The organism is Nonomuraea maheshkhaliensis (genome assembly GCF_039529435.1).
GTDB classification, from domain to species: Bacteria; Actinomycetota; Actinomycetes; order Streptosporangiales; family Streptosporangiaceae; genus Nonomuraea; species Nonomuraea maheshkhaliensis.
The window spans coordinates 1-19,478 of sequence record NZ_BAAAMU010000104.1 but is presented as its reverse complement, the minus strand read 5'-3'; the positions used below and the strand labels follow the sequence as shown (position 1 = coordinate 19,478).

The following is a 19,478-nucleotide window of genomic DNA, read 5'->3' as shown; positions in this document are numbered from 1 at the left end:
GATCAGCGGAGGTAGGAGGCGCCGTTGAGGTCGAGCACCGTCCCGCTCGCCCATTCCGCCGCCGGGGAGGCCAGGTAGAGCACCGCCGCGGCGATCTCCTCCGGCCGCGCGACCCGGCCGAACGGGCTCTGCGCCCGGATGGCGGCGCCGCCCGGGCCCTTGAGGTGCTCGCTCACCATGTCCGTCTCGACGAACCCCGGCGCCACGGTCGCCACCGCGATGCCGCGCGGGGCCAGGGCGATGGCCAGCGACTGGGCCAGCGCGTTCATGCCCGCCTTGCTCGCGCCGTACGCCGGGCTGTCGGGCTCGCCGCGGAAGGCTCCGCGCGAGGAGACGTTGACGATCCGCCCGCCGTCCTGCATGTGCCGCAGCGCGCACCAGGTCAGGTTGGCCGCGCCCACCAGGTTCACGTCCAGGGTGCGGCGCCAGGCGTCCTGCCACTCGTCGTAGGACAGCTCGGCGATGGGGTGGTGCAGGTAGACGCCCGCGTTGTTCACCAGGACGTCGATCCCGCCGCCCAGCGCCGCCGCGGCCTCGTCCGCCATGCTCCTGACGCCCTCGGGGTCGGCGAGGTCGGCCCTGACGACCGCGTGGCCGTGCCCGGGCAGCTCGGCGAGCAGGCTGTCGGCCTCCTTGGCGGAGTCGCGGTGATGGATCGCGACCCGGTCTCCCGCCGCGGCGAAGGCCGCCGCGACGGCTCGGCCGATGCCCCTCGACGCTCCCGTGACAAGTACTCCACGTCCACTCATCCACCGCACCCTAGGGGACGGGCTTGTCCGGGTTTCCGGCGGGTGCGGCGGTGTGCGGCTCTTGGGTCGTTTGTGGTGGATCCGCCGCGAGCCGGCGCCACCCTACGATGGACACCATCCCCTGAACCAGGAGTCGCCGTGTCCGCACCCTCCGGCGCCACGGCCGGAACATGGTCCGCGGGCGTCGCGTCGGCATACGAGCTGGGCCGGCCGCTGCGGCCCCCGGTGTGCGCGGCCCGCGGCGAGCTGGGCCGGATCTGGCGGCTCGACACCGCCGCCGGCACGTGGGCGGTCAAGGAACTGCCGGTGCCCGTCGAGGAGCACGAGGTGCCCGGCGACCTCGCCTTCCAGTTCGCGGCGGCGGCAGCGGGCGTCCGGCTCCCGCAGCCGCGCCTGACGACGTGGGGCGCGGTGCCGCACGAGGGGTGCCGCGTGTACGCGTGGGTGGACCTGGTGGGCGACAAGACGGGTGGTGGGACGGGCCGGGAGACGGGCGCGGAGGCAGGCGCGGCTCAGGCCTCAGGCGCGCGTCCGGAGGTCGGTGGGGAGGGTGCATGGGGTGGGTGCGGGCCTTGGAGCGGCTTCTGCCTGGGCTGATCGCGCTCGGCGCCCTTGTCGTTCCGTCCGGCACCACCTCCCTGGAGACCTGCGACTGCGACGTCAACATGGAGAACGTGCGGCGGGCCCTGGACGGCGGTGTGGTGGTGCTGGACCGGGAGAACTGTGGTCCGGCGCGGCCGGGCTGGGAGCTGGCGAAGATCCTGGCCGACCTCCCATTCGCCGACGCGGCGCGGGCGTGGCGGGCCTATCGGGACGAAGACGGTCCCCTGACCCGCGCCCGCATCGACGCCCTGTTCGCCACCCGCGACACCACCTGAGGCAGCACCGGCTGCTCCCTCGAAGATCCAGTCAACCGGACTCGCTCCTGGAACGTCCCAATACTGCCGTCTTCGACCAGGAGCCCCGACATGGCCTTTCCGCCCCAGCCGCCGCCAGGCCCGTACGGTCCCGCGCGACCACCGCAAGGTCCTTTCGGTCCTGGGCGACCGCCGCAAAGCCCGTACGGTCCCCCGCGGCAGCCCCATGGTCGTGGCGGGCCTCCACCGCAGTACGGTCAGCGGCCACCACCGTCGCCGCTGTCGTCTGTCCAGCCGTCGTCGCCTTTCCCGTCCAACGTGGCGTTGATCGTGCTGCTCGCGGTCGGTGTCCCGTTGCTGCTCCTCAGCGGGGGCGCGGCCGTGGCGATGGTGCTGACGGACACCGGCGGGGGCCCGGTGGCCGACGGGGCGAACCTGGTCATTCCGTCTCGCGAGCCGCTCGGGAACCCGTCTGCGCAGGACACGACCGATCCGGCCGCCGGTCAGGCGGGACAGGACGCGGCCGGGCAGGCGGTACAGGACCCGACCGGGCAAGCCGTACAGGACTCGGCTGGGCCGGCGGGGCGGGGGCCGGTTGCGGTGGGTGAGGCGGTCGCGTTGGCGGGGCGTACACCCGGCCTGCGAATGAGCGTGACCGTGAACCAGGTGGTCGCCGCGGCCACCCCAGCCTCCGACCTGCTCAAGCCGAAGGCGGGCGCCAAGCTGGTCGCCGTCGAGGTCACGCTCGCCAACACCAGCCAGGCCGTCTACGGCGACGCGCCGTCGAACGGCGCCTGGCTCATCGACACCCAGGGCCAGCAGTACCGCTCCACCGTCTACACGGTCCGCGAGGGCCAGAGCTTCGGCGGCAGCGCGACGATCAACGCGGGCGACTCGCGCAAGGGGATGATCGTGTTCGAGGTGCCGGAGGGCGCGGTGCCGGCGAAGTTCCAGTTCGCGCTGGACAGCGGGTTCGCCGAGCAGAAAGGCGAGTGGACGTTGTCATGACAGGCGTCGCCGGTCCTGCGTGGCCCGGACGCGCATCATTGACCCGCACACAGGCACCTGGGACAGGCGGCGTCAGCGGCCGCGGAGGATCAGGCGGGCCAGGCGGCGTGGGCGTTTGCGGCGGAAGTCCGCTCGTTCGTTGACCCGTGGGTACGGCTCCGCCGGCACCGGCACCCCGAGGAACGCGCACAGCGGCCCCCACCCGTCCCCCGCCTCGAACACCAGCAGCCGCTCGGCCGCGATCGTGGCCTTCACCTCGGCGATGTGCCGCTCGAACACCTCGATGACGTGGTCACGGTCGTCGAGGCGGCCGTCGAAGACGGGGTCGATGAAGGTCGCCCTGGTCATGCGCGGGAAGAGGGCGAAGTCCGGGGCCCGCCAGGCCACGAGCCGGCTGATCATCCGGCGGTGCGGCGGCGGGCGGCGCTGGTCCAGGAAGGCACGGAAGATCGTCTCGCTGACGCTGTCGTACCAGCGGCCCGGGTCGCGGACGGTGAGGATGACCTTGGCGTCGGGGTGGTGGGCGGCCAGTTCGCGCCAGTACGCGGCGGCGGGCCAGTCGACGGCGGACCGGAATCCGGCGAACACCGCGTCCCAGTCGCGGGAGCGGCCCTCGCCGACGTCGAGCCACTGCCGCACCCGGTACGGCTCGGCGATGACGGTCGACATGTGGTAGCAGGGCCCGAAACCCAGGAGTTCGAGTGCCGCCTGCAGGGACCTGGTGCCCGTACGGCCGAATCCGGCGCCGAAGACCTTCACGTCAGGCTCGTCTCTGATCCGCCTCTGATGTGAATCCCGTTATATGACGACATTGGGCAATAGGCCACTGCTGTGATGAGGAGCCGAGCATGCTCTTCCCGACCGCCCTGCTCGACGCGCTGCGGGCCGCCCCCGCGACGCCGGCGTTCGAGCACGGAGCCGGGACCGTCACGCGCGGCGAGTTGCTGGAGCTGATCCGGCGGCTGGCGGACGCGCTGCGCGAGGCCGGGGTGGGCCCCGGCCGGGCGGTCGCCGTCAGGACCGAGGTGACGCCGGAGGCGTTCGCCGCCCACATGGCCGCGCACGTCCTGGGCTGCCGGGTCGTCGGCATCCGCCCCGGGTACCCGCCGGGGCAGCTCGACCACGTGCTCGGCATGGGGATGGACGCCGTCATCGTGGACCCGGCGACGGCCACGCCCCGGCTGCTCCGCGCCGGGGCGCCGCTCTCGCTCGGTCCCGTGCCCGGGGCGACGGACCTGCTGGCTCATCCTGTCCGCCGTACGACCGCGCCGCCGGTCGTGGTGGCGCGGGCGGACGACGTGGCGGCGCTGACCTTCACCAGTGGCAGCACCGGCCGCCCCAAGGGCTGCGCGATCACCTACCGCGCGCTCACCGAGCACTGGGCCTGGCAGCCGCGCGTCTGGGGCCCGATGGCGGCCGCCCTCGCGCGGGGGTTCGAGCGTTATCTCCTGTTCGGCACGCTCGCGAGCATGGTGGTGCTGGAGTTCCTGGCCCCGTGCCTGCTGGGCGGGGGCACGGCGGTCATCCCCGAGGACGACGGGCGGCCGCTGTTCCCGTACGCGATCGAGCGCCACCGGATCACCGGCTCGATCATCACCGTGCCGCGCCTGGCGGCGATGCTGGAGCTGGTGGACACGGCGGACGTGTCCAGTCTGCGGGCGCTGATGGTGTCGGGCTCGCCGATCGGCCCGCGCCGGCTGGCCGCGGCGGCCGAGCGGCTCGGCCCGGTCGTCTACCAGGGGTACGGGCAGACCGAGGCGGGCAACGTCGCCATGCTCACCCCCGAGCACATCGCCGCCGGCGTCGTGGCCCCGGTCGGGCGGCCGCATCCGGGGGTCGAGCTGAGCGTGCGCGACGAGGACGGCCTGGAGCTGCCGCCGGGGCGGACGGGCGAGGTACACGTACGCAGCCCGTACGTCATGGCGGGCTACTGGGGCGACGAGCGGGAGACCCGCGACACGCTGCGGGACGGCTGGCTGCGCACACGCGACCTCGGCCACGTGGACGCGGACGGCTTCCTGCACCTGGCGGGCCGCACCCGCGACGTGATCATGGTGAACGCGATGGTGGTGTACGCGGGCCCGATCGAGCGCGCGCTGACCGGCCATCCCGGCGTGGCCGAGGCGTACGTGGCGGGCGCGCCCGACGAGGGCACCGGGGAGGCCGTGCACGCGTTCGTGGTGCCCGCGCCGGGACGGGTGCCGGACCGGGCCGCGCTGTGCGAGCTCGTACGCGCGGAGCTCGGCGAGGACAGCGTGCCCAAGACGATCACGATGGTCCCCGGCGTGCCGGTGGCCACCAGCGGCAAGCCCGACAAACGAGCCCTGCTCGCCCAGTACGGCACAAGTGCCCCCTGAGCAATCGGGCAAGTCCCCCCGGGTGCCTCTGAGCAATCTCTGATAATCGCCCGCCCACACTGATGTTGCCCTTTCCATCACTTACGTCGCAACGGAGGCGTCAGTGCCGGACAACTCCCTGGACTACCTGGTGATCGGCGCCGGCCCCGCCGGCCTTCAGCTCGGCCACTTCCTGCACGAAGCGGGCCGCGACTACCTGATCCTCGAAGCGAGCGAGGCTCCCGGCCGCTTCTTCCGCACCTTTCCCCGCCACCGCACGCTCATCTCGATCAACAAGAAGCACACCGGCTGGGACGACCCCGAGCTCAACCTGCGGATGGACTGGAACTCGCTGCTCTGCGACGACCCCGGCCTGCTGTTCACCCGTTACAGCGACCGCTACTTCCCCGCCGCCGACGACCTGGTCCGCTACCTCGGCGACTTCGCCCGGGCGCGCGGCCTGCGCGTCTCCTGCGACTCCCGCGTGGTGCACATAGAGCGGCCGGAGAAGTTCCTGGTGACGGTCGAGGACGGCACCACGTACGAGGCCGCGCGGGTCATCGTGGCGACCGGCGTGATGAAGCCCAACATCCCGCCCATCCCGGGCATCGAGACGGCCGACACCTACGCGGAAGCCTCGACCGACCCGGCCGACTACATCGGCCAACGCGTGCTCATCATCGGCAAGGGCAACTCGGGCTTCGAGACGGCCGACAACCTGATCGAGACCGCCGCGGTCATCCACGTGGCGGGCCCCCACTCGCTGCGCATGGCCTGGCGCACCCACTACGTCGGGCATCTAAGGGCGATCAACAACGGCCTCCTGGACACCTACCAGCTCAAGTCGCAGAACGCCCTGCTCGACGGCGACGTCAGGCGGGTGGAGCGGCAGGCGGACGGCACGTACCTGGCGACGGTGGCCTTCGCCCGGGTCAACGAGGTCACCAAGGACATCCCGTACGACCGGGTGATCGTCTGCACCGGCTTCCGCTTCGACGCCTCGATCTTCGCCGCGGGCTGCCGCCCCGAGCTGGTGATCGACGGCAGGTTCCCGGCGCTGACGCCCGCGTACGAGTCGGTCAGCGTGCCGGACCTCTACTTCGCCGGCACCCTGACCCAGTCGCGCGACTTCCGGCGCGGCACCAGCGGCTTCATCCACGGCTTCAGGTACGGCGCCCGCGCCCTGCACCGCATCATGGAGTCCCGCTACCACGACGTCCCCTGGCCGGCCAGGGAGCTGCCCGCGGACCCGGCCGCGCTCGCGGCGGCGGTCGTCGAGCGGATCAACCGCACCTCGGCCCTGTGGCAGCAGTTCGGCCTGCTGGCCGACATGATCGTGCTGGACGGCGAAGGCGGGGCCCGCTATCTGGAGGAGGTTCCGTTCGACCTCCAGGGCCCGCCGGTCGGCGACCGCGGCCACTTCGCGATCACCCTGGAGTACGGCCCCCACCACGACGCGTACGACCCGTTCGACATCGCGGTCGGCCGCATCGCCCAGAGCGACGCCGCCAGGGCGCACGAGGGCCACTACCTGCATCCGGTCGTGCGCCACCACTTCCCCGGCGAGCCCGTGGCCGCCCACCACATCACGGAGAACCTGGAGAACGAGTGGAACTCCGCCGAGGTGCACGTCGAGCCCCTGCGGGCCTTCTTCGCCCGCCGCACCGCCCCGGTCCCGAGGTGAGCGTCGTACGAACCGTCCCGGGGTGGATGGCGAGCCGAATCGTGGCCATGCGGGGCCGTCTGTTCGCCCGGATCAACGGCGAGGAGGGCATCACGGTGCCGGGCGACCTGATCGGCGTGGAGCGGTTCAGGGAGGTCTACGCGCATCCGGCCGCCGGCGGGCGCAGCAAGGGGGCGGCGCTGTCGGACCTGTTCTGGTACTGGCTGGCGCCCGGCCCCGAGATGCACCAGGAGCACCTGGAGGCGGGCGAGCGGTACGAGGCCGTGGCGCGCGTCACCCGGGCTCTGCTCGTGGTGCCGCGCGCCGGGGCCGAGGAGCTGGCCCGCCGCTGCGCGGCCCGGGCCCTGGCGGACGTGCGCGGCCTGGTCCGGCTGCGGGACCTGATGATGCCGCTGTGGGCGGAGTTCGCGTACGAGCTCGTCTTCGCCGAGCCCTGCCCGCGCCGGGCGCGTGACCTGATCGCGGCCAACGCGGACGACGTCGTCAGCTCGCTCAAGTGCACGGGCCTGCGGCACATGCGCCGCCGCCTGCGCCTGACCGCCTACCTCCTCGACCGGCTCGGCCGGGTACGGGTGCCGCTCCCCGCGGGCCTGTCACCCACGCAGCAGGCGTACTACCTGCAAGGGGCCTTCTTCAACACCGCCGTCGTGCAGTTGTCGGAGGCCATGGCGCACCTGCTGCTGGTCCTCGCCCAGCATCAGGAGGCGCAGGAGCGGGTGCGCGCGGGCGACGACGGCTACCTGGACCAGGTGATGGCCGAGACGCTGCGGCTCTATCCGCTGTTCGGCATCGCCCACCGCGTCACCACCGGCGACATCGAGCTCGACGAGCGCACCACGATCCCGGCCGGCTCGGTGCTCTGCTTCGACTATCCGGCGTTCCACCGCGCCGGCTTCGCCGACCCCGACCGGTTCGATCCGGGCAGGTTCGACCCGGACCGCGCCGACCGGCCGGTCAAGGAGCTCAACCACATCCCGTTCGGCATCGCGGCCAACCGGCCGTGCCCGGCCCGGCGGCTGGCGCCGATCGCCATGCGGGTGGTGGCGCGGGAGGTCCTGGCCCGTTACGTCCTGGACTCCTCCGTGTCCCACACCCGATCCCTGCCCAGCCGCGGCCCCTGCCTGCTCACCCCGCTCGGCGCCCGGCACCGTCCCGGTCGGGCGCTGGCGTACCTGCGCGTACGCGACCGCTGGGAGGACGTCTGGCGCGGCCTGACGCAGCTCGTCCTCGGCGCCTACATGGTCTGGGACGCGCGCCGGCGGCGGCTGTGCGAACGCCACTTCGCCTCCGCAGAGGAGAACCCGTATGCCCGTCCTGGCTCTGACCGTCGCGGCTCCTGACGCGAACCTCGAGCTCGTCCTGAAGGTCATGCCCGCCCTGGTCGTCCTGCTCATCACCGCGGCGGTGTGCGGGCGGCTGGCGCTCTTGGTGATGCAACCGCGCGTGCTCGGCGAGATGGTCGCCGGCGTGCTGCTCGGGCCGACGCTGTTCGGCTGGCTGTTCCCCGAGGCCCAGGCCGCCCTCTTCCCGCCGGAGGTGCGCCCGATCCTGTACGTGCTCAGCACGATCGGCCTGACCCTCTACATGTTCCTGGTCGGGGCCGGGATCGACCACACCTCCAGGACGCCCGGCGAGGTGCGCAAGGCGGCCGTGCTGGCCACGTCGGGGATCGTCCCCTCGCTGCTGCTCGGCTTCGGCGCCGGCCTGCTGCTGCACAGCCTGCTGTCGCGTCCCGACGTGCCGCCCTTCCAGTTCGCGCTGTTCGTCGGGGGCGCGCTGTCGCTGACCGCCTTCCCGATGCTGGCCAGGATCCTGTACGAGCGCGGCCTGGAGAACACCCCCATCGGCCGGCTCACCCTGCTGGCCGCCTCCATCGACGACGCCCTGGCCTGGTGCCTGCTGGCCATCCTGTCGGCCATGCACCTGGGCACGGGCACCTCCAGCGCGCTGCTCACCATCGGCCTGACCGCGACCTTCGCCCTCGTCATGCTCAAGGTGGTCGCCCCCATGCTGCGCCCCCTGGGCCGGAGCGTGGCGCGCACCGGCCGGCTCGGCCCGACCGGCGTGTACGTCGTCATCCTCGTCCCGCTCACGGCCGGCTGGCTGACGGACTGGATCGGCGTGTACGCGGTCTTCGGCGGCTTCTTCGCGGGCCTGGCGATGCCGCGCGACCCCAAGTTCCGCGAGGTGCTGCACGGCCGCATGATGGAGATCGTCTCGACCCTGCTGCTGCCCACGTTCTTCACATTCTCCGGGCTGAACACGCAGCTCGGCGGCATCGCGGGCGGCTCGATGCTGCTGGCGTTCGGGCTGATCCTGCTGGCCGGGTTCTGCGGGAAGTACTTCGGCTGCTCGCTGGCGATGCGCTGGATCGGGTTCGGCCGGCGGGAGGCGTACGCGGTGGGGGCGCTCATGAACGCCCGTGGCCTGATGATCCTCATCTTCATCAACATCGGCCTGGCTCAGGGCATGATCACGCAGGAGCTGTTCTCCATGCTCGTGCTCGTGGCCGTGCTGACCACCGCCGGGGCGCTGCCGCTCTACAAGCTGGCCCTGCCCGAGCGCCTGGAGCGGAGCGCCACGGCCGCGCCGCCCGTGCCCGCGACGGCCGACGTCCGGTCCAATTCGTCGTGATCGCCGAGGTAGGGGCCGCCCTGCGGTCCGATCGAACCAGTGGACCTGGAAAATGCCGGGCGGTGGTGAAACGGTTGTGCCGTGGCTGGGACACCGGGCGCGGCCGACCTGCCCTCCCGTCGGCTGCTGCTCGTCGAGGACGACCGCGAGCTGGGAGACATGCTGGCCGCCCTGTTCACCGAACAGGGCTACACGGTCGACGTCGCGCTGGAGGGGCAGCGAGGGCTGCATCTGGGGCTGAGCCGCGCGTACGACGTGCTCATCGTCGACCGCGGCCTGCCCGCGCTCGACGGCCTCGACCTGCTGCGCCGGCTGCGGCGGCAGGCGGTCACCGCGCCGGTGCTGCTGCTGACCGCGTTCGGCTCGGTCTCCGACCGGGTCGACGGGCTGGACGCGGGCGCCGAAGACTATCTCGTCAAGCCGTTCGAGATCGACGAGCTGCTCGCCAGGGTGCGCGCGCTCAGCCGGCGCAACCTCGACCAGGCCATGCTCCTGCCGCTCGGCGCGGGCTGGCTGGACGCCGAGTCCCACATCGTCAGGCTGCCCAGCGGGGAGCAGGTGACGCTGTCGGGGCAGGAGTGCAAGCTGCTCAGCGCGCTGGCCGCCCGCCCGCGGCAGGTGCACACCCGCAGGTCGCTGCGCCAGCGGGTCTTCGACGGCGCGAGCAAGGAGTCGATCGTGGACACCTACGTCTACTACCTGCGCAACAAGCTCGGCTCGGGCGTCGTGCGCACCGTGCGAGGTGTGGGCTACCGCCTGGGTGACTTATGAGCGTCACCGCGCCCGGCCGCCCCAGGGCGGCCGGCGGCGACCGGCCCAGGAAGCGCGATCCCGACCGGCGGCTGCTCGTGCGGGCCCGCCGCCGCATCACCGTGCAGGTGGCCGGCGCGATCTCCGTGATGCTGGCGCTGGGCGGCGTGCTGGTCTACTGCGTCATGCTGCACGGCCAGAGCGCCTCGGCCGGGCGCGAGCTGGCCGCCGCGGCCCGGAGCTCCCCCGTCGCGCACCCGCCGCCCTGCGTGTGGCTGTACGAGGTGCGCGCCGACGGCACCGTGCTCAGCTCCCCCGGCGCGCCCGCGGTCCTGCCCGTGCGGGCGGCACTCGGCGCGGGGCCGGCGCTGACGCGGGTGACCGCGGGCGGGCGCGACTACCTGATCCACACCCGCGCGCGCGGCGGCACGATCGTGCAGGCGGCCATGGACCTGCGCTACCAGGCCGCGGAACGGGAGCGGCTGCTGCGCACGCTGCTCGGCGACGAGGTGGCCGGCCTGCTGGCCGCGTTGCTGGTCGGCCAGGTGGTCTCCCGCCGCGCGATCGCCCCGCTGGGCGAGGCGCTGGCCCGCCAGCGGCGCTTCGCCGCCGACGTCAGCCACGAGCTGCGCTCCCCGCTGACCCGGCTGCACACCCGCGCGCAGTTGCTGTCGCGCCGCATGCGCGGCGGCACCGACCCCATCCTGCTCAGCGACGAGGTGGACCAGCTCGTCGACGGCACCAGGCAGCTCGGCGAGGTGGTCGAGGACCTGCTGCGGGCGGCCAGGTTCAAGCAGTTGCGCGGCCCGTTCGGCCCGGTGGACCTGGCCGTGCTGGCCGCCGAGCTGGCCGCGGCCGAGAACGCCAGGGCCACGGTGCAGCGGGTGGCCGTCGAGGTGCGCTGCGACGGGCCCGGCGAGCCGGTCGTGCGCGGGGTGGAGTCCGCGCTGCGCCGGGTGCTGTCGGCGCTGCTGGACAACGCGCTGAGCCACACAGGACCGGGCGGGCACGTCTGGCTGACCCTGTCGAGCGGCCCCGACTCGGTGCTGCTCACGGTCAGGGACGACGGCGCGGGCCTGGATCCCCGGGACGCCGAGCGGCTGTTCACCCGGTTCGAGGGCGCCCGGTTCGGGCTGGGGCTGGCGCTCGTACGGGAGGTCGTGGACGGCCACGACGGCACGATCACCGCTGACGGGCGGCCGGGCGGCGGCGCCACGTTCACCGTGCGGCTGCCCGCCTACCGCGCCGGCGCGGACGGGGAGACGCCGGAGTCGGCCTGGCGCGGGTATCACCCGCCGCTGCCCGGGTAATGGCCGGGAACGGCCGGGAGGAGTCAGGCCCTCCCGGCCGCCCGCGGCTACCTGGCCGGCACGTACTCGTACGCGCCGGCCTCGATGCCTCCGTCCGAGCCGATCGCGACGCCGTTCAGCGCGATCTCCCCGTACGCCTGGCGGCCCAGCCCGATCGCCCTGCTGCCGGCAAGCAGCTGGAGCGGGCGGGCCGGGTCGAACTGGGGATCTTCGAAGACGTTGCCGACGCCGTCGTCGCCGAGCTGGTACTGCGTGCCTTCCAGCACGTTGTAGGAGTTCGCGGCCCCGGTGATGCCGGGCCCGTATGCGCTCTTCTTGGCGGCGTAGATGGCGTTCTGGGTCATGGTCAGGTGCTCGTTCGTGCAGTTCGAGTCGCAGACCACGCCTTCGGCGTCCTCGTTCGGCAGGTTGACCGAGTTGTTCCTGAAGATGGTGCGCAGCACGGGGCCGTTCACGTCCGGCGCATGGTCCGGGGTCTCCTTGAACGGCCCCCTGGTGACGAGCCCTCCTCTGGTGCGCGTGCCGTAGATCTCGTTGTACTCGAACACGTTGTCCGAGACGCCGTCCGGGTCCTTGGTCTCGCCCGTCGGCTCCCTGTCGGTGCCGAGTTCGGTGAAGGTGTCGTTGTCCACCGAGGTGTTGTGGTGCACCCAGGTGCGCGAGCCCTTGAAGATCTCGACGGCCGCGCCGTCCCAGACGTAGTCGTAGCTCTGCGCGATCGAGCCCCTGATGTCGTTCCAGGAGATCTCGGAGTCGTCGCCGTGCACCAGGATGGCGAAGGCCCCGGCGTCGTCGTCGGCGTACTCCTCGCCCATCTCCTCGGCGTCGGTGTTGACGCTCATGACGTTGTTGTCGACGAAGTCGTTGGCGTTGATCGAGGTGTAGCGGGCCTGCTCGTCGATGTAGACGCCCGCCGACGAGCCGGTGAAGTAGTTGTTCTTGAGGAAGTTGTGGTCGCCCTCCACCGTCACCCCCGACCACAGGCAGCGCTGCGCGCCCTTGACGCCGACCTGCACGTTCAGCAGCTCGATGTAGTCGCCGGAGAGCAGGACGCACGAGTAGGCGGGGCCCGCCTTGATGATGGGCCTGGCGCCGCTGCCGTAGGCGTCCACGGTGATGGGGTCGTCCTCGTCGCCGGACTCGGAGACCACCAGTTGCTCCGACCACGACGATCCGCGGCGCAGCAGCAGCTTGGAGCCGGGGGTCAGGTCGGCCGCGTTGGCCTTGGCCAGCGTGCGCCAGGCGGTCGCCTCGGAGGTGCCGTTGGCGGTGTCGCGCCCGGAGACGCTGTCGACGTAGTAGGTGGCGGGATCCGCGGCCGCGGCCGCAGGGGCGCTCACCAGGCCCGCGGCCAGCAGCGTGCCTACGGCCACGCCCGCCGCGCACGCCCTCCAGCCGGACACTCGTTCTCCTCTCATGTCAGGACTCCCCGGTGATCAGGGACATGGCCAGCCTGGGGTCGAAGCTGCCGGCGGGGATGTCGTCGATGAACCCGCACTCCCCGTCGGAGTCACCCGGCACCTTGATCCAGAACAGGTACTCGGCCCCGCTCGTCTGCCGCACCGGAGGGGTGCCGAGCTTGCGGTCCGGCGGGTTGCACCAGTTGTCGCCGGGGGTGTCGTCCTCGTACGGGCCCTTGCCGTTCCTGCTCGTGTCGATCACGTACTTCTTCGCGCCCACCGTGCCGGGAAGGAGGCCGTTGACCGCGACGGCGTACTGCTCGCTGACGGCGGTGGTGAGGTAATTGGATACGTTTACCGAAAAGCCGCGCGTGTTGGCGACACCCGACTCCACCAGCTTCTCCGCCATGAAATTCGGCGTCCGCCAGGTGGCGTTGGCCGCGTCGAGGTACACCCACGTGTTCGGCGCGTGCGTGCTCAGCACCTGGGTGGCGTCCAGCAACATCCGGTACTGGTCGTCGGGGTTCTTCGGCGGGTTCAGGTCGGCCACGCACGGGGCGGCGGCGATCGCGTCCGGCTCCAGCACCACGATGGCGTGGCGGTTGCCGATCGCCTTGGCGAAGTCGGTGATCCAGGCGTGGTAGCCGGCGGCGTCGCCCGCGCCTCCGCCCGAGAACAGCGCGCAGGCGTCGCGGTTGGGGATGTTGTAGGCCACCAGCATCGGCAGCTTGTCCGCGGCCTGCGCCGCGCCCACGTACGTGTCCACGGCCTTGGTGATGTCGGGGAACCAGTTGCCGAACCAGTCGAAGATCGGCTTGCTGCCGATGGCGTCCATGATGGGCCCGCTCTCGGGCCTGCCGCCGTTCTCGGAGGCCCAGCGGGCCGGGTTCGACTTCGGGTTGACGTACAGCGCGGTCGGGCGGGTCGTCTGCGTCTCCATCAGCGAGACGTTGTCGAAGCGGACGACCGGCGTGCCGCCGGAACCGCCGAGCTGGAAGGTCACCTCGGCCGCGGTGGCGCCCGCCTGGGCGGCCGTGAACGGGAAGGTGTAGCGCTTGCTCGTCGTGGTCAGCGGCACGTCCGTGGCCAGCGACTGGTTGCTGCTCGGGGTGGCGGTGTACTGGACCGTGGCCTTGGCGGTGAAGGCGGCGGTGGAGTACGCGTCGAAGGAGAGGGTGTAGCTCTTGCCCGGGTTCAGGGCGGCGGCGGTGGGCGAGGCCACCATCGCGTCCCAGGGGTTGGCCACGTTCTGCCGGACCTGGACCCGCATGGCTTGCTGCTCGAGCGTGACGGTGGTCTGCCCGAGAGCGGCCCAGGGGGCGGTGGTGGTGTCGAAGGTGCCGTTCGCGATGAGCTGGGCCGCGGCAGAGGCGGGGGCCGGGGCGGCGATGACGCCGCCGGTGAGGGTGGCGGCGGTCAGGGTCGCGGCCAGTGCCGCGCGTCTTGCCGATAACAAGCGCACGTGGTGCCCTTTCTGAGGGAGGTACGACTCGGCGATGATCATTGCCGACTCCCTCTGACACGGTCAAGTGACCGAGTCACGCGCACCCCGCGACCGCGAAACCGCCGATCCCCGCCCCCTATATCCGGATATAGGGGGCACCGCCGGTGTCTCAGCCCTCGGCCTCCTCCACCGCCTTCAGCACGGCGTCCGCGATCGAGCGCGGATCGACGCCGAAATGCTCGCGTACGGACTCGCGCGTGCCCGACAGCCCGAAGCCGTCGGTGCCGAGCGAGGTCCACGGCCGCTGGACGAAGGGGGCGATCTGGTCGGGCACGGCCCGCATCCAGTCGCTGACGGCGATCACGGGCCCCCGCGTGCCGGCCATGGCCTGGCGCAGGTAGGGCACGCCGGTGGCGGTCATCGCGTCGCGGCGCAGCTCGCTCCACGAGGTGACCGACCAGACGTCCACGCCCAGCCCGTACTCCTCCTCCAGCAGCCGCTGCGCCTCCAGCGCCCAGTGGATCGCGGTGCCGCTGGACAGCAGGTGGGCCTGCCCGCCGCCCTCGCGGTAACGGTAGATGCCCTTGAGTATGCCCTCCTCGACGCCTTCCGGCATCGCGGGCTGCGGCATCGGCTCGTTGTAGACGGTCAGGTAGTAGAACACGTCCTCGGCCGCCGGGCCGTACATCCGCCTGAGCCCGTCCCGCACGATCACGCCCACCTCGTACGCGAACGCCGGGTCGTAGGCCAGGCAGGCGGGGTTGGCGGAGGCGAGCAGCTGGGAGTGCCCGTCCGCGTGCTGCAGCCCCTCGCCCGTCATCGTGGTGCGCCCCGCCGTGGCCCCGACGAGGAACCCCCTGCCGAGCTGGTCGGCCAGCGCCCACATCTGGTCGCCCGTGCGCTGCCAGCCGAACATCGAGTAGAAGATGTAGAACGGGATCATCGGCTCGCCGTGGGTCGCGTAGCTCGACGCCGCCGCCGTGAACGACGCCATCGACCCCGCCTCGGTGATGCCCTCCAGCAGGATCTGCCCGTCGGTCGCCTCCGTGTACGACAGCAGCAGCTCCCGGTCCACCGCGTCGTACCGCTGGCCGAGCGGCGAGTAGATCTTGGCCGTGGGGAACAGCGACTCCATGCCGAACGTCCTGGCCTCGTCGGGCACGATCGGCACCCACCGCCGTCCCGTCTCCGGCTCCCGCATCAGGTCCTTGACCAGCCGGACGAACGCCATCGTGGTGGCGACCGGCTGCGCCGAGCCCTTGGCGAGCCGGCTGAAGTGCCGCTCGTCCGGGTCCGGCAGCGGGTGGTGCGTGACCGTCCGGCCGGGAAGGGGGCCGCCGAGCGCGCGCCGGCGTTCGAGCGCGTACTCGACCTCCGGCGAGCCGGGGCCCGGGTGCAGGTACGGCGGCAGGTCGCCGGCCAGCTCCGCGTCGCTCACGGGCAGGTCGAGCCGGTCGCGCATGGCGCGGAACTCGTCCTGGGTGAGCTTCTTCATCTGGTGGTTGGCGTTGCGCGACTCCACGCCCGCGCCGAGCGTCCAGCCCTTGACCGTCTGGACGAGGATCACCGTCGGGACGCCCTGGTGCTCCAGGGCGCGGCGGTAGGCGGCGTACACCTTGCGCGGCTCGTGGCCGGCCCGCGAGCCGCTGACGATGCGGCGCAGCTCCTCGTCGGAGTGGGGCACGTCCAGCCCGTGGAACAGCCGCTGCCTGATGTAGTCGCCGGAGGAGGCGGCGAGCGTCTGGAACTGCCCGTCCGGTGTCTCCGCCAGCCTGGCCACCAGCTCGTCGGAGCGGAGCAGGTCGTCCCAGTCGCGGCCCCACAGCGCCTTGACCACGTTCCAGCCCGCGCCGCGGAAGACGCTTTCGAGCTCCTGGACGATGCGGGTGTTGCCGCGTACGGGACCGTCCAACCGCTGCAGGTTGCAGTTGATCACGAAGGTGAGGTTGTCCAGCCCCTCGCGGGCGGCCAGGGTGAGGGCGGCCGTGGACTCGGGCTCGTCCATCTCGCCGTCGCCGAGGAAGGCCCACACGTGGGAGGCCGAGGTGTCCTTGATGCCGCGGTTGTGCAGGTAGCGGTTGAAGCGGGCCTGGTAGACCGCGTTGAGCGGCCCGAGCCCCATGGACACGGTGGGGAACTGCCAGAAGTCCGGCATGGCCCGCGGGTGCGGGTAGGACGGCAGGCCGCCCTCCGGCTCCCGCCGGAACAGGTCCAGCCGCTCCTCGCTCAGCCGGCCCTCAAGGAAGGCACGGGCGTAGATGCCGGGCGAGGCGTGACCCTGGAAGTAGACCTGGTCGTGGCCGCCGTGGAAGAAGTGGTTGAAGCCGACCTCGTAGAGCCACGCGGCCGAGGCGTAGGTGGCCAGGTGGCCGCCGAGGCCGAGCTTGCCCCCTCGGGTGATCATCGCGGCGGCGTTCCACCGGTCGTACGCCGCGATCCGCTGTTCCAGCGCGAGGTCGCCCGGGTAGGCGGGCTCGTCCTCGGTCGGAACGGTGTTGAGATAGCGGCCGCTCGTGGCCAGCCGCCGCAACAGGAACTCGGCCCGCTCGGGGCCTGCCTGGCGCCGTACGGCCTCCAGCGACTCAAGCCATTCGGCCGTCTCTTGGGGGTCCCAGTCTGTCTCCATGTATACCATTACACCCTATGATCGATCATCCGATGTGTTCCGGGGTAGGATTTTGCCCGTGAAACCGGTTGTGCGGGCTCCACTACGCGACCAGATCCGGCAGGCGGTCGTGGACGGGCTGATCAGCGGCCGTTACGCGCCGGGCGACCGCATCGTCGAGCGGCGGGTGGCCGCCGAGCTCGGCGTCAGCCAGGCCCCGGTACGTGAGGCGCTGCGCGAGCTGGAGGCGCTGCGGCTGATCGAGTCCTCGCCCAACAGGGGCGCCCAGGTGCGCGGCATCACCGAGGCCGACCTGCGCGAGGTCTACCAGGTGCGGGCGAGCCTTGAGGAGACGGCCGTCCGCCTTGGAAGTCCTGACGTGCACGCGCTGCGCCGGCACCTGCGCCGCCTCCAGGAGGCCGCCGCCGGCGGGTCGCTCGCCGACCAGGTACGGCACGGGGTCGACTTCCATCGGGAGATCGTGGCGGCGGCGGGCAACGCCGTGCTGCTGTCGGTGTGGGAGTCGCTGGGCGTCGAGGTGTGGACGCATCTGTCGATCCGGCTGTTCCGGATGCGGCCGCAGGAGAACGCCCGCGACCACGAGGCGCTGGTGGAGGCGTTCGAGCGGCACGATCCCTGGGCGGGCGAGCTGCTGCGCGACCACGTGCTCGCGTACGCGCCCGGTTCGACGTGCGGCGAGACCCCCGGCGGCGCCGGGACGGGAACAGAGGCGGGGTCAGGGACGGGGACCAACCATTGATGAGCCTCTCGTGACCCACAGTTGGCGGCCGGCTCAATACGCTACCCAGCGTGACTGACGACAGGATCCGACGCAGGCGGCAGATCAGCATCGACGGGGCGGGCATCGAACGGCGGAAGGCGGCGATCCAGACCATCGTCGACCAGGCGCCCCCGCAACCCCGCCCGCACACGGAGACGCCGCCCCTCGTCTCCCCCGCCGCCCAGGGCACGGAGCGAACATCCCCGTCCTAGCTGCGCGAACCGGATGTCCCCGGCGCCGAGGACATCCATCGGGAACGGCTGGGTAGTGGTCGCCCATGGCAACGGTCATGGATCGGGTGCGCGCGTACCTGCGCAGCCCCAAAGGCAGGCAGAACGTCGAGAAGGTCAAGCGGATGGCCCGCGACCCCCACACCCAGGAGAAGGCCCGGCGCTTCCTCGGCCGGTGGCGGTCGCGGCGTCACTGACGCGGGTCCCGGCGGGTCGCTCTCCTGCGTTCACGCTCAGCAGATCTTGTAGTCGGCCCGCGAGGAGTTGTACGAGCAGGAGTCGATCAGCCTGCCGGACGCGTCGCGCAGGTAGCCCGTGTCCGCGGTCTGGTTCCAGATGTAGGCGTAGGTTCCCCCGCTCCTGTTCCAGTAGCGCGTGGTGCGGGTGTCCCTGCCCTTGCCGGTCCGCACGGTCACCGTCTTGCCCGCCCCGAGGGTGAAGGCGCCGAAGGTGTAGACGTGGTCGGACCGCCTCGTCTCGTCGCGCAGGGTCCATCCCTTGAGGCTGACGGCCTTCTTCGTCCGGTTCTTGAGCTGGGCGTACTCGCCGTTCAGGCTGCTGTTCGCGCCGAAGTCCGGCGAGCCGGGCGAGTCGTAGTAGATCTTGGTGAACACGACGGCGGGCGCCGCCGCGTGGGCCGGCTGGGAGACGGCGGCGACGGTTAACGCGGCGGCTGCCAGCACTGAGGGGATACGCACGACAGGTCCTCCTGCGATGGGCGATAGGCCATATGCGGGAAACGATGATATTGACGATTCCGTGAGGGAATGGACCGTTCCCATATCGGTTCGATATCCGCCCGGCGCCCGCGCCCGGCCGCGCTACCCGCTGGTCGCCAGGCGCTACTGAGCGCAGCGGCGCTCTTCTCCCGCGGGCGCGACGGTCATGGAACCGCAACCGGCCGGGCCCCTTGCTCTACCGCCGCCTTCAGGTCGTAAAGCGCGCCCGGACCGGTCTCCCCCGTGTGCCCGCCGCCGCGCGGGCTCCTGGCCCGGCGGCGGCGTCCGCGGCCCTTTACCGACTTCTCCTCAGGACGCGATGCATCGTGCGCCCGTCATCGGCATCCCTCTACGTACGGCGGCCGTCGTTGGTCGGCTTTTTGGCGCCGTTCATGCCGCTTCTTACGATCCTCACCACACTGCGCCGACCGTTCCCGCCGCTCAAAATTAGGGGTGCCGAGCCTTTGCCGCCGTTGGATCAGCCCGGCCCGAGTGGCGTCCTAGCGTGGAAACCAAGTCCGGGCCGAGAACCGGCGTCCCGTACAGGACCCGAGTGGCCCCCCAACGCCAGCCTCAGCGGAGGTGAACTGGCATGAACAGCGCCAAGAACATCCTCGCGGCCGCCGCGATGGCGGCCTCGGCTCTCGTCGTCCCCGTGGCGGCATCGGCTCCGCCCGCGGCCGCAGAGCCCACGGCGCAGCGTACGACGTCCACGGAGACCCTGACGACGCAGCATCCCTGCCGATTCCACCGGAACCCGGCCAGGTGCCGGGCCCGCGGCCACGGAGGTGGCGGCGGTGGCGGCGGCGGCGGAGGTGGCGGTGGCGGTGGTGGCGGCGGAGGCGGCGCCAACATCGACATCAGCAACCAGAACATCGGCGGCGGCGGCGGAGGCGGCGGAGGCGGCGGAGGCGGCGGCGGCGGAGGCGGCGGAGGCGGCGGAGGCGGCGGAGGCGGCGGAGGCGGCGGAG

At 72.0% G+C, this 19,478-nt stretch carries 18 protein-coding genes; 12 read left to right on the top strand and 6 right to left on the bottom strand.

The features are described from left to right. Positions 1-2: 2 nt before the first annotated feature. Positions 3-749: an SDR family NAD(P)-dependent oxidoreductase gene (locus ABFX54_RS42890; RefSeq protein WP_346112688.1), complete on the bottom strand. Its 747-nt coding sequence runs from the start codon at positions 747-749 to the stop codon at positions 3-5. Between the two features lie 138 nt (positions 750-887). Here ABFX54_RS42890 and ABFX54_RS42885 point away from each other — a divergent pair, with 138 nt between their 5' ends. The 3 genes from ABFX54_RS42885 (at position 888) to ABFX54_RS42875 (ending at position 2,614) form a co-directional block, all read left to right on the top strand. Beyond that, on the top strand, positions 888-1,346 hold the full coding sequence (locus ABFX54_RS42885) for a hypothetical protein (protein WP_346112686.1): 459 nt from the start codon (positions 888-890) through the stop codon (positions 1,344-1,346). Beyond that, positions 1,322-1,627, top strand: a complete 306-nt coding sequence (locus tag ABFX54_RS42880) for a hypothetical protein (protein ID WP_346112685.1) — start codon at positions 1,322-1,324, stop codon at positions 1,625-1,627. The genes ABFX54_RS42885 and ABFX54_RS42880 overlap by 25 nt, the downstream gene beginning before the upstream one ends. Positions 1,628-1,924: 297 nt before the next feature. Beyond that, a complete protein-coding gene (locus ABFX54_RS42875; protein ID WP_346112684.1) occupies positions 1,925-2,614 on the top strand; it encodes a DUF4352 domain-containing protein in 690 nt (229 codons plus the stop codon). 72 nt (positions 2,615-2,686) lie between these two features. On the opposite strand, the gene ABFX54_RS42870 is transcribed toward ABFX54_RS42875, so the two are convergent. Next, the gene (locus tag ABFX54_RS42870) at positions 2,687-3,373 is read right to left on the bottom strand and encodes a sulfotransferase family protein (protein ID WP_346112683.1); all 687 of its coding nucleotides are present in this window, start codon (positions 3,371-3,373) and stop codon (positions 2,687-2,689) included. Between the two features lie 89 nt (positions 3,374-3,462). Between ABFX54_RS42870 and ABFX54_RS42865 the strand changes: the two genes are divergently transcribed. From ABFX54_RS42865 to ABFX54_RS42840, 6 genes are all read left to right on the top strand, one after another. After that, a complete protein-coding gene (locus tag ABFX54_RS42865; RefSeq protein WP_346112682.1) occupies positions 3,463-4,971 on the top strand; it encodes a class I adenylate-forming enzyme family protein in 1,509 nt (502 codons plus the stop codon). 103 nt (positions 4,972-5,074) lie between these two features. Next, a complete protein-coding gene (locus ABFX54_RS42860; RefSeq protein WP_346112680.1) occupies positions 5,075-6,634 on the top strand; it encodes an NAD(P)-binding domain-containing protein in 1,560 nt (519 codons plus the stop codon). Positions 6,635-6,681: 47 nt separating this feature from the next. After that, entirely contained in the window at positions 6,682-7,974 is a 1,293-nt protein-coding gene (locus ABFX54_RS42855; protein ID WP_346112679.1) for a cytochrome P450, read from the top strand. Continuing rightward, positions 7,940-9,268, top strand: coding sequence for a cation:proton antiporter (locus ABFX54_RS42850; RefSeq protein WP_346112678.1), 1,329 nt, complete (start codon positions 7,940-7,942; stop codon positions 9,266-9,268). Before ABFX54_RS42855 ends, ABFX54_RS42850 begins: the two co-directional genes overlap by 35 nt. A gap of 81 nt (positions 9,269-9,349) precedes the next feature. Further along, the gene (locus ABFX54_RS42845) at positions 9,350-10,039 is read left to right on the top strand and encodes a response regulator transcription factor (RefSeq protein WP_346112677.1); all 690 of its coding nucleotides are present in this window, start codon (positions 9,350-9,352) and stop codon (positions 10,037-10,039) included. Continuing rightward, positions 10,036-11,328 (top strand): sensor histidine kinase, encoded by a 1,293-nt coding sequence (locus tag ABFX54_RS42840; protein ID WP_346112676.1) that lies wholly within the window; start codon positions 10,036-10,038, stop codon positions 11,326-11,328. Before ABFX54_RS42845 ends, ABFX54_RS42840 begins: the two co-directional genes overlap by 4 nt. 47 nt (positions 11,329-11,375) lie before the next feature. On the opposite strand, the gene ABFX54_RS42835 is transcribed toward ABFX54_RS42840, so the two are convergent. The 3 genes from ABFX54_RS42835 to aceE form a co-directional block, all read right to left on the bottom strand. Continuing rightward, entirely contained in the window at positions 11,376-12,746 is a 1,371-nt protein-coding gene (locus ABFX54_RS42835; RefSeq protein WP_346112675.1) for a hypothetical protein, read from the bottom strand. A gap of 1 nt (position 12,747) precedes the next feature. Next, a complete protein-coding gene (locus ABFX54_RS42830) occupies positions 12,748-14,184 on the bottom strand; it encodes a glycoside hydrolase family 6 protein (protein ID WP_346112674.1) in 1,437 nt (478 codons plus the stop codon). Positions 14,185-14,341: 157 nt separating this feature from the next. After that, complete coding sequence (gene aceE, locus ABFX54_RS42825) at positions 14,342-16,798, bottom strand: pyruvate dehydrogenase (acetyl-transferring), homodimeric type (RefSeq protein ID WP_346112672.1); 2,457 nt, start codon at positions 16,796-16,798, stop codon at positions 14,342-14,344. Here aceE and ABFX54_RS42820 point away from each other — a divergent pair. From ABFX54_RS42820 to ABFX54_RS42810, 3 genes are all read left to right on the top strand, one after another. Further along, on the top strand, positions 16,797-17,537 hold the full coding sequence (locus tag ABFX54_RS42820; protein WP_428834630.1) for a GntR family transcriptional regulator: 741 nt from the start codon (positions 16,797-16,799) through the stop codon (positions 17,535-17,537). The genes aceE and ABFX54_RS42820 overlap by 2 nt on opposite strands. A gap of 50 nt (positions 17,538-17,587) precedes the next feature. After that, positions 17,588-17,770, top strand: coding sequence for a hypothetical protein (locus ABFX54_RS42815; protein ID WP_346112669.1), 183 nt, complete (start codon positions 17,588-17,590; stop codon positions 17,768-17,770). Positions 17,771-17,835: 65 nt separating this feature from the next. Continuing rightward, the gene (locus ABFX54_RS42810) at positions 17,836-17,985 is read left to right on the top strand and encodes a hypothetical protein (RefSeq protein ID WP_346112667.1); all 150 of its coding nucleotides are present in this window, start codon (positions 17,836-17,838) and stop codon (positions 17,983-17,985) included. A gap of 36 nt (positions 17,986-18,021) precedes the next feature. Here the strand turns inward: ABFX54_RS42810 and ABFX54_RS42805 are convergent, their stop codons facing one another. Then, complete coding sequence (locus ABFX54_RS42805; RefSeq protein ID WP_346112666.1) at positions 18,022-18,486, bottom strand: lamin tail domain-containing protein; 465 nt, start codon at positions 18,484-18,486, stop codon at positions 18,022-18,024. Positions 18,487-19,478 lie beyond the last annotated feature (992 nt).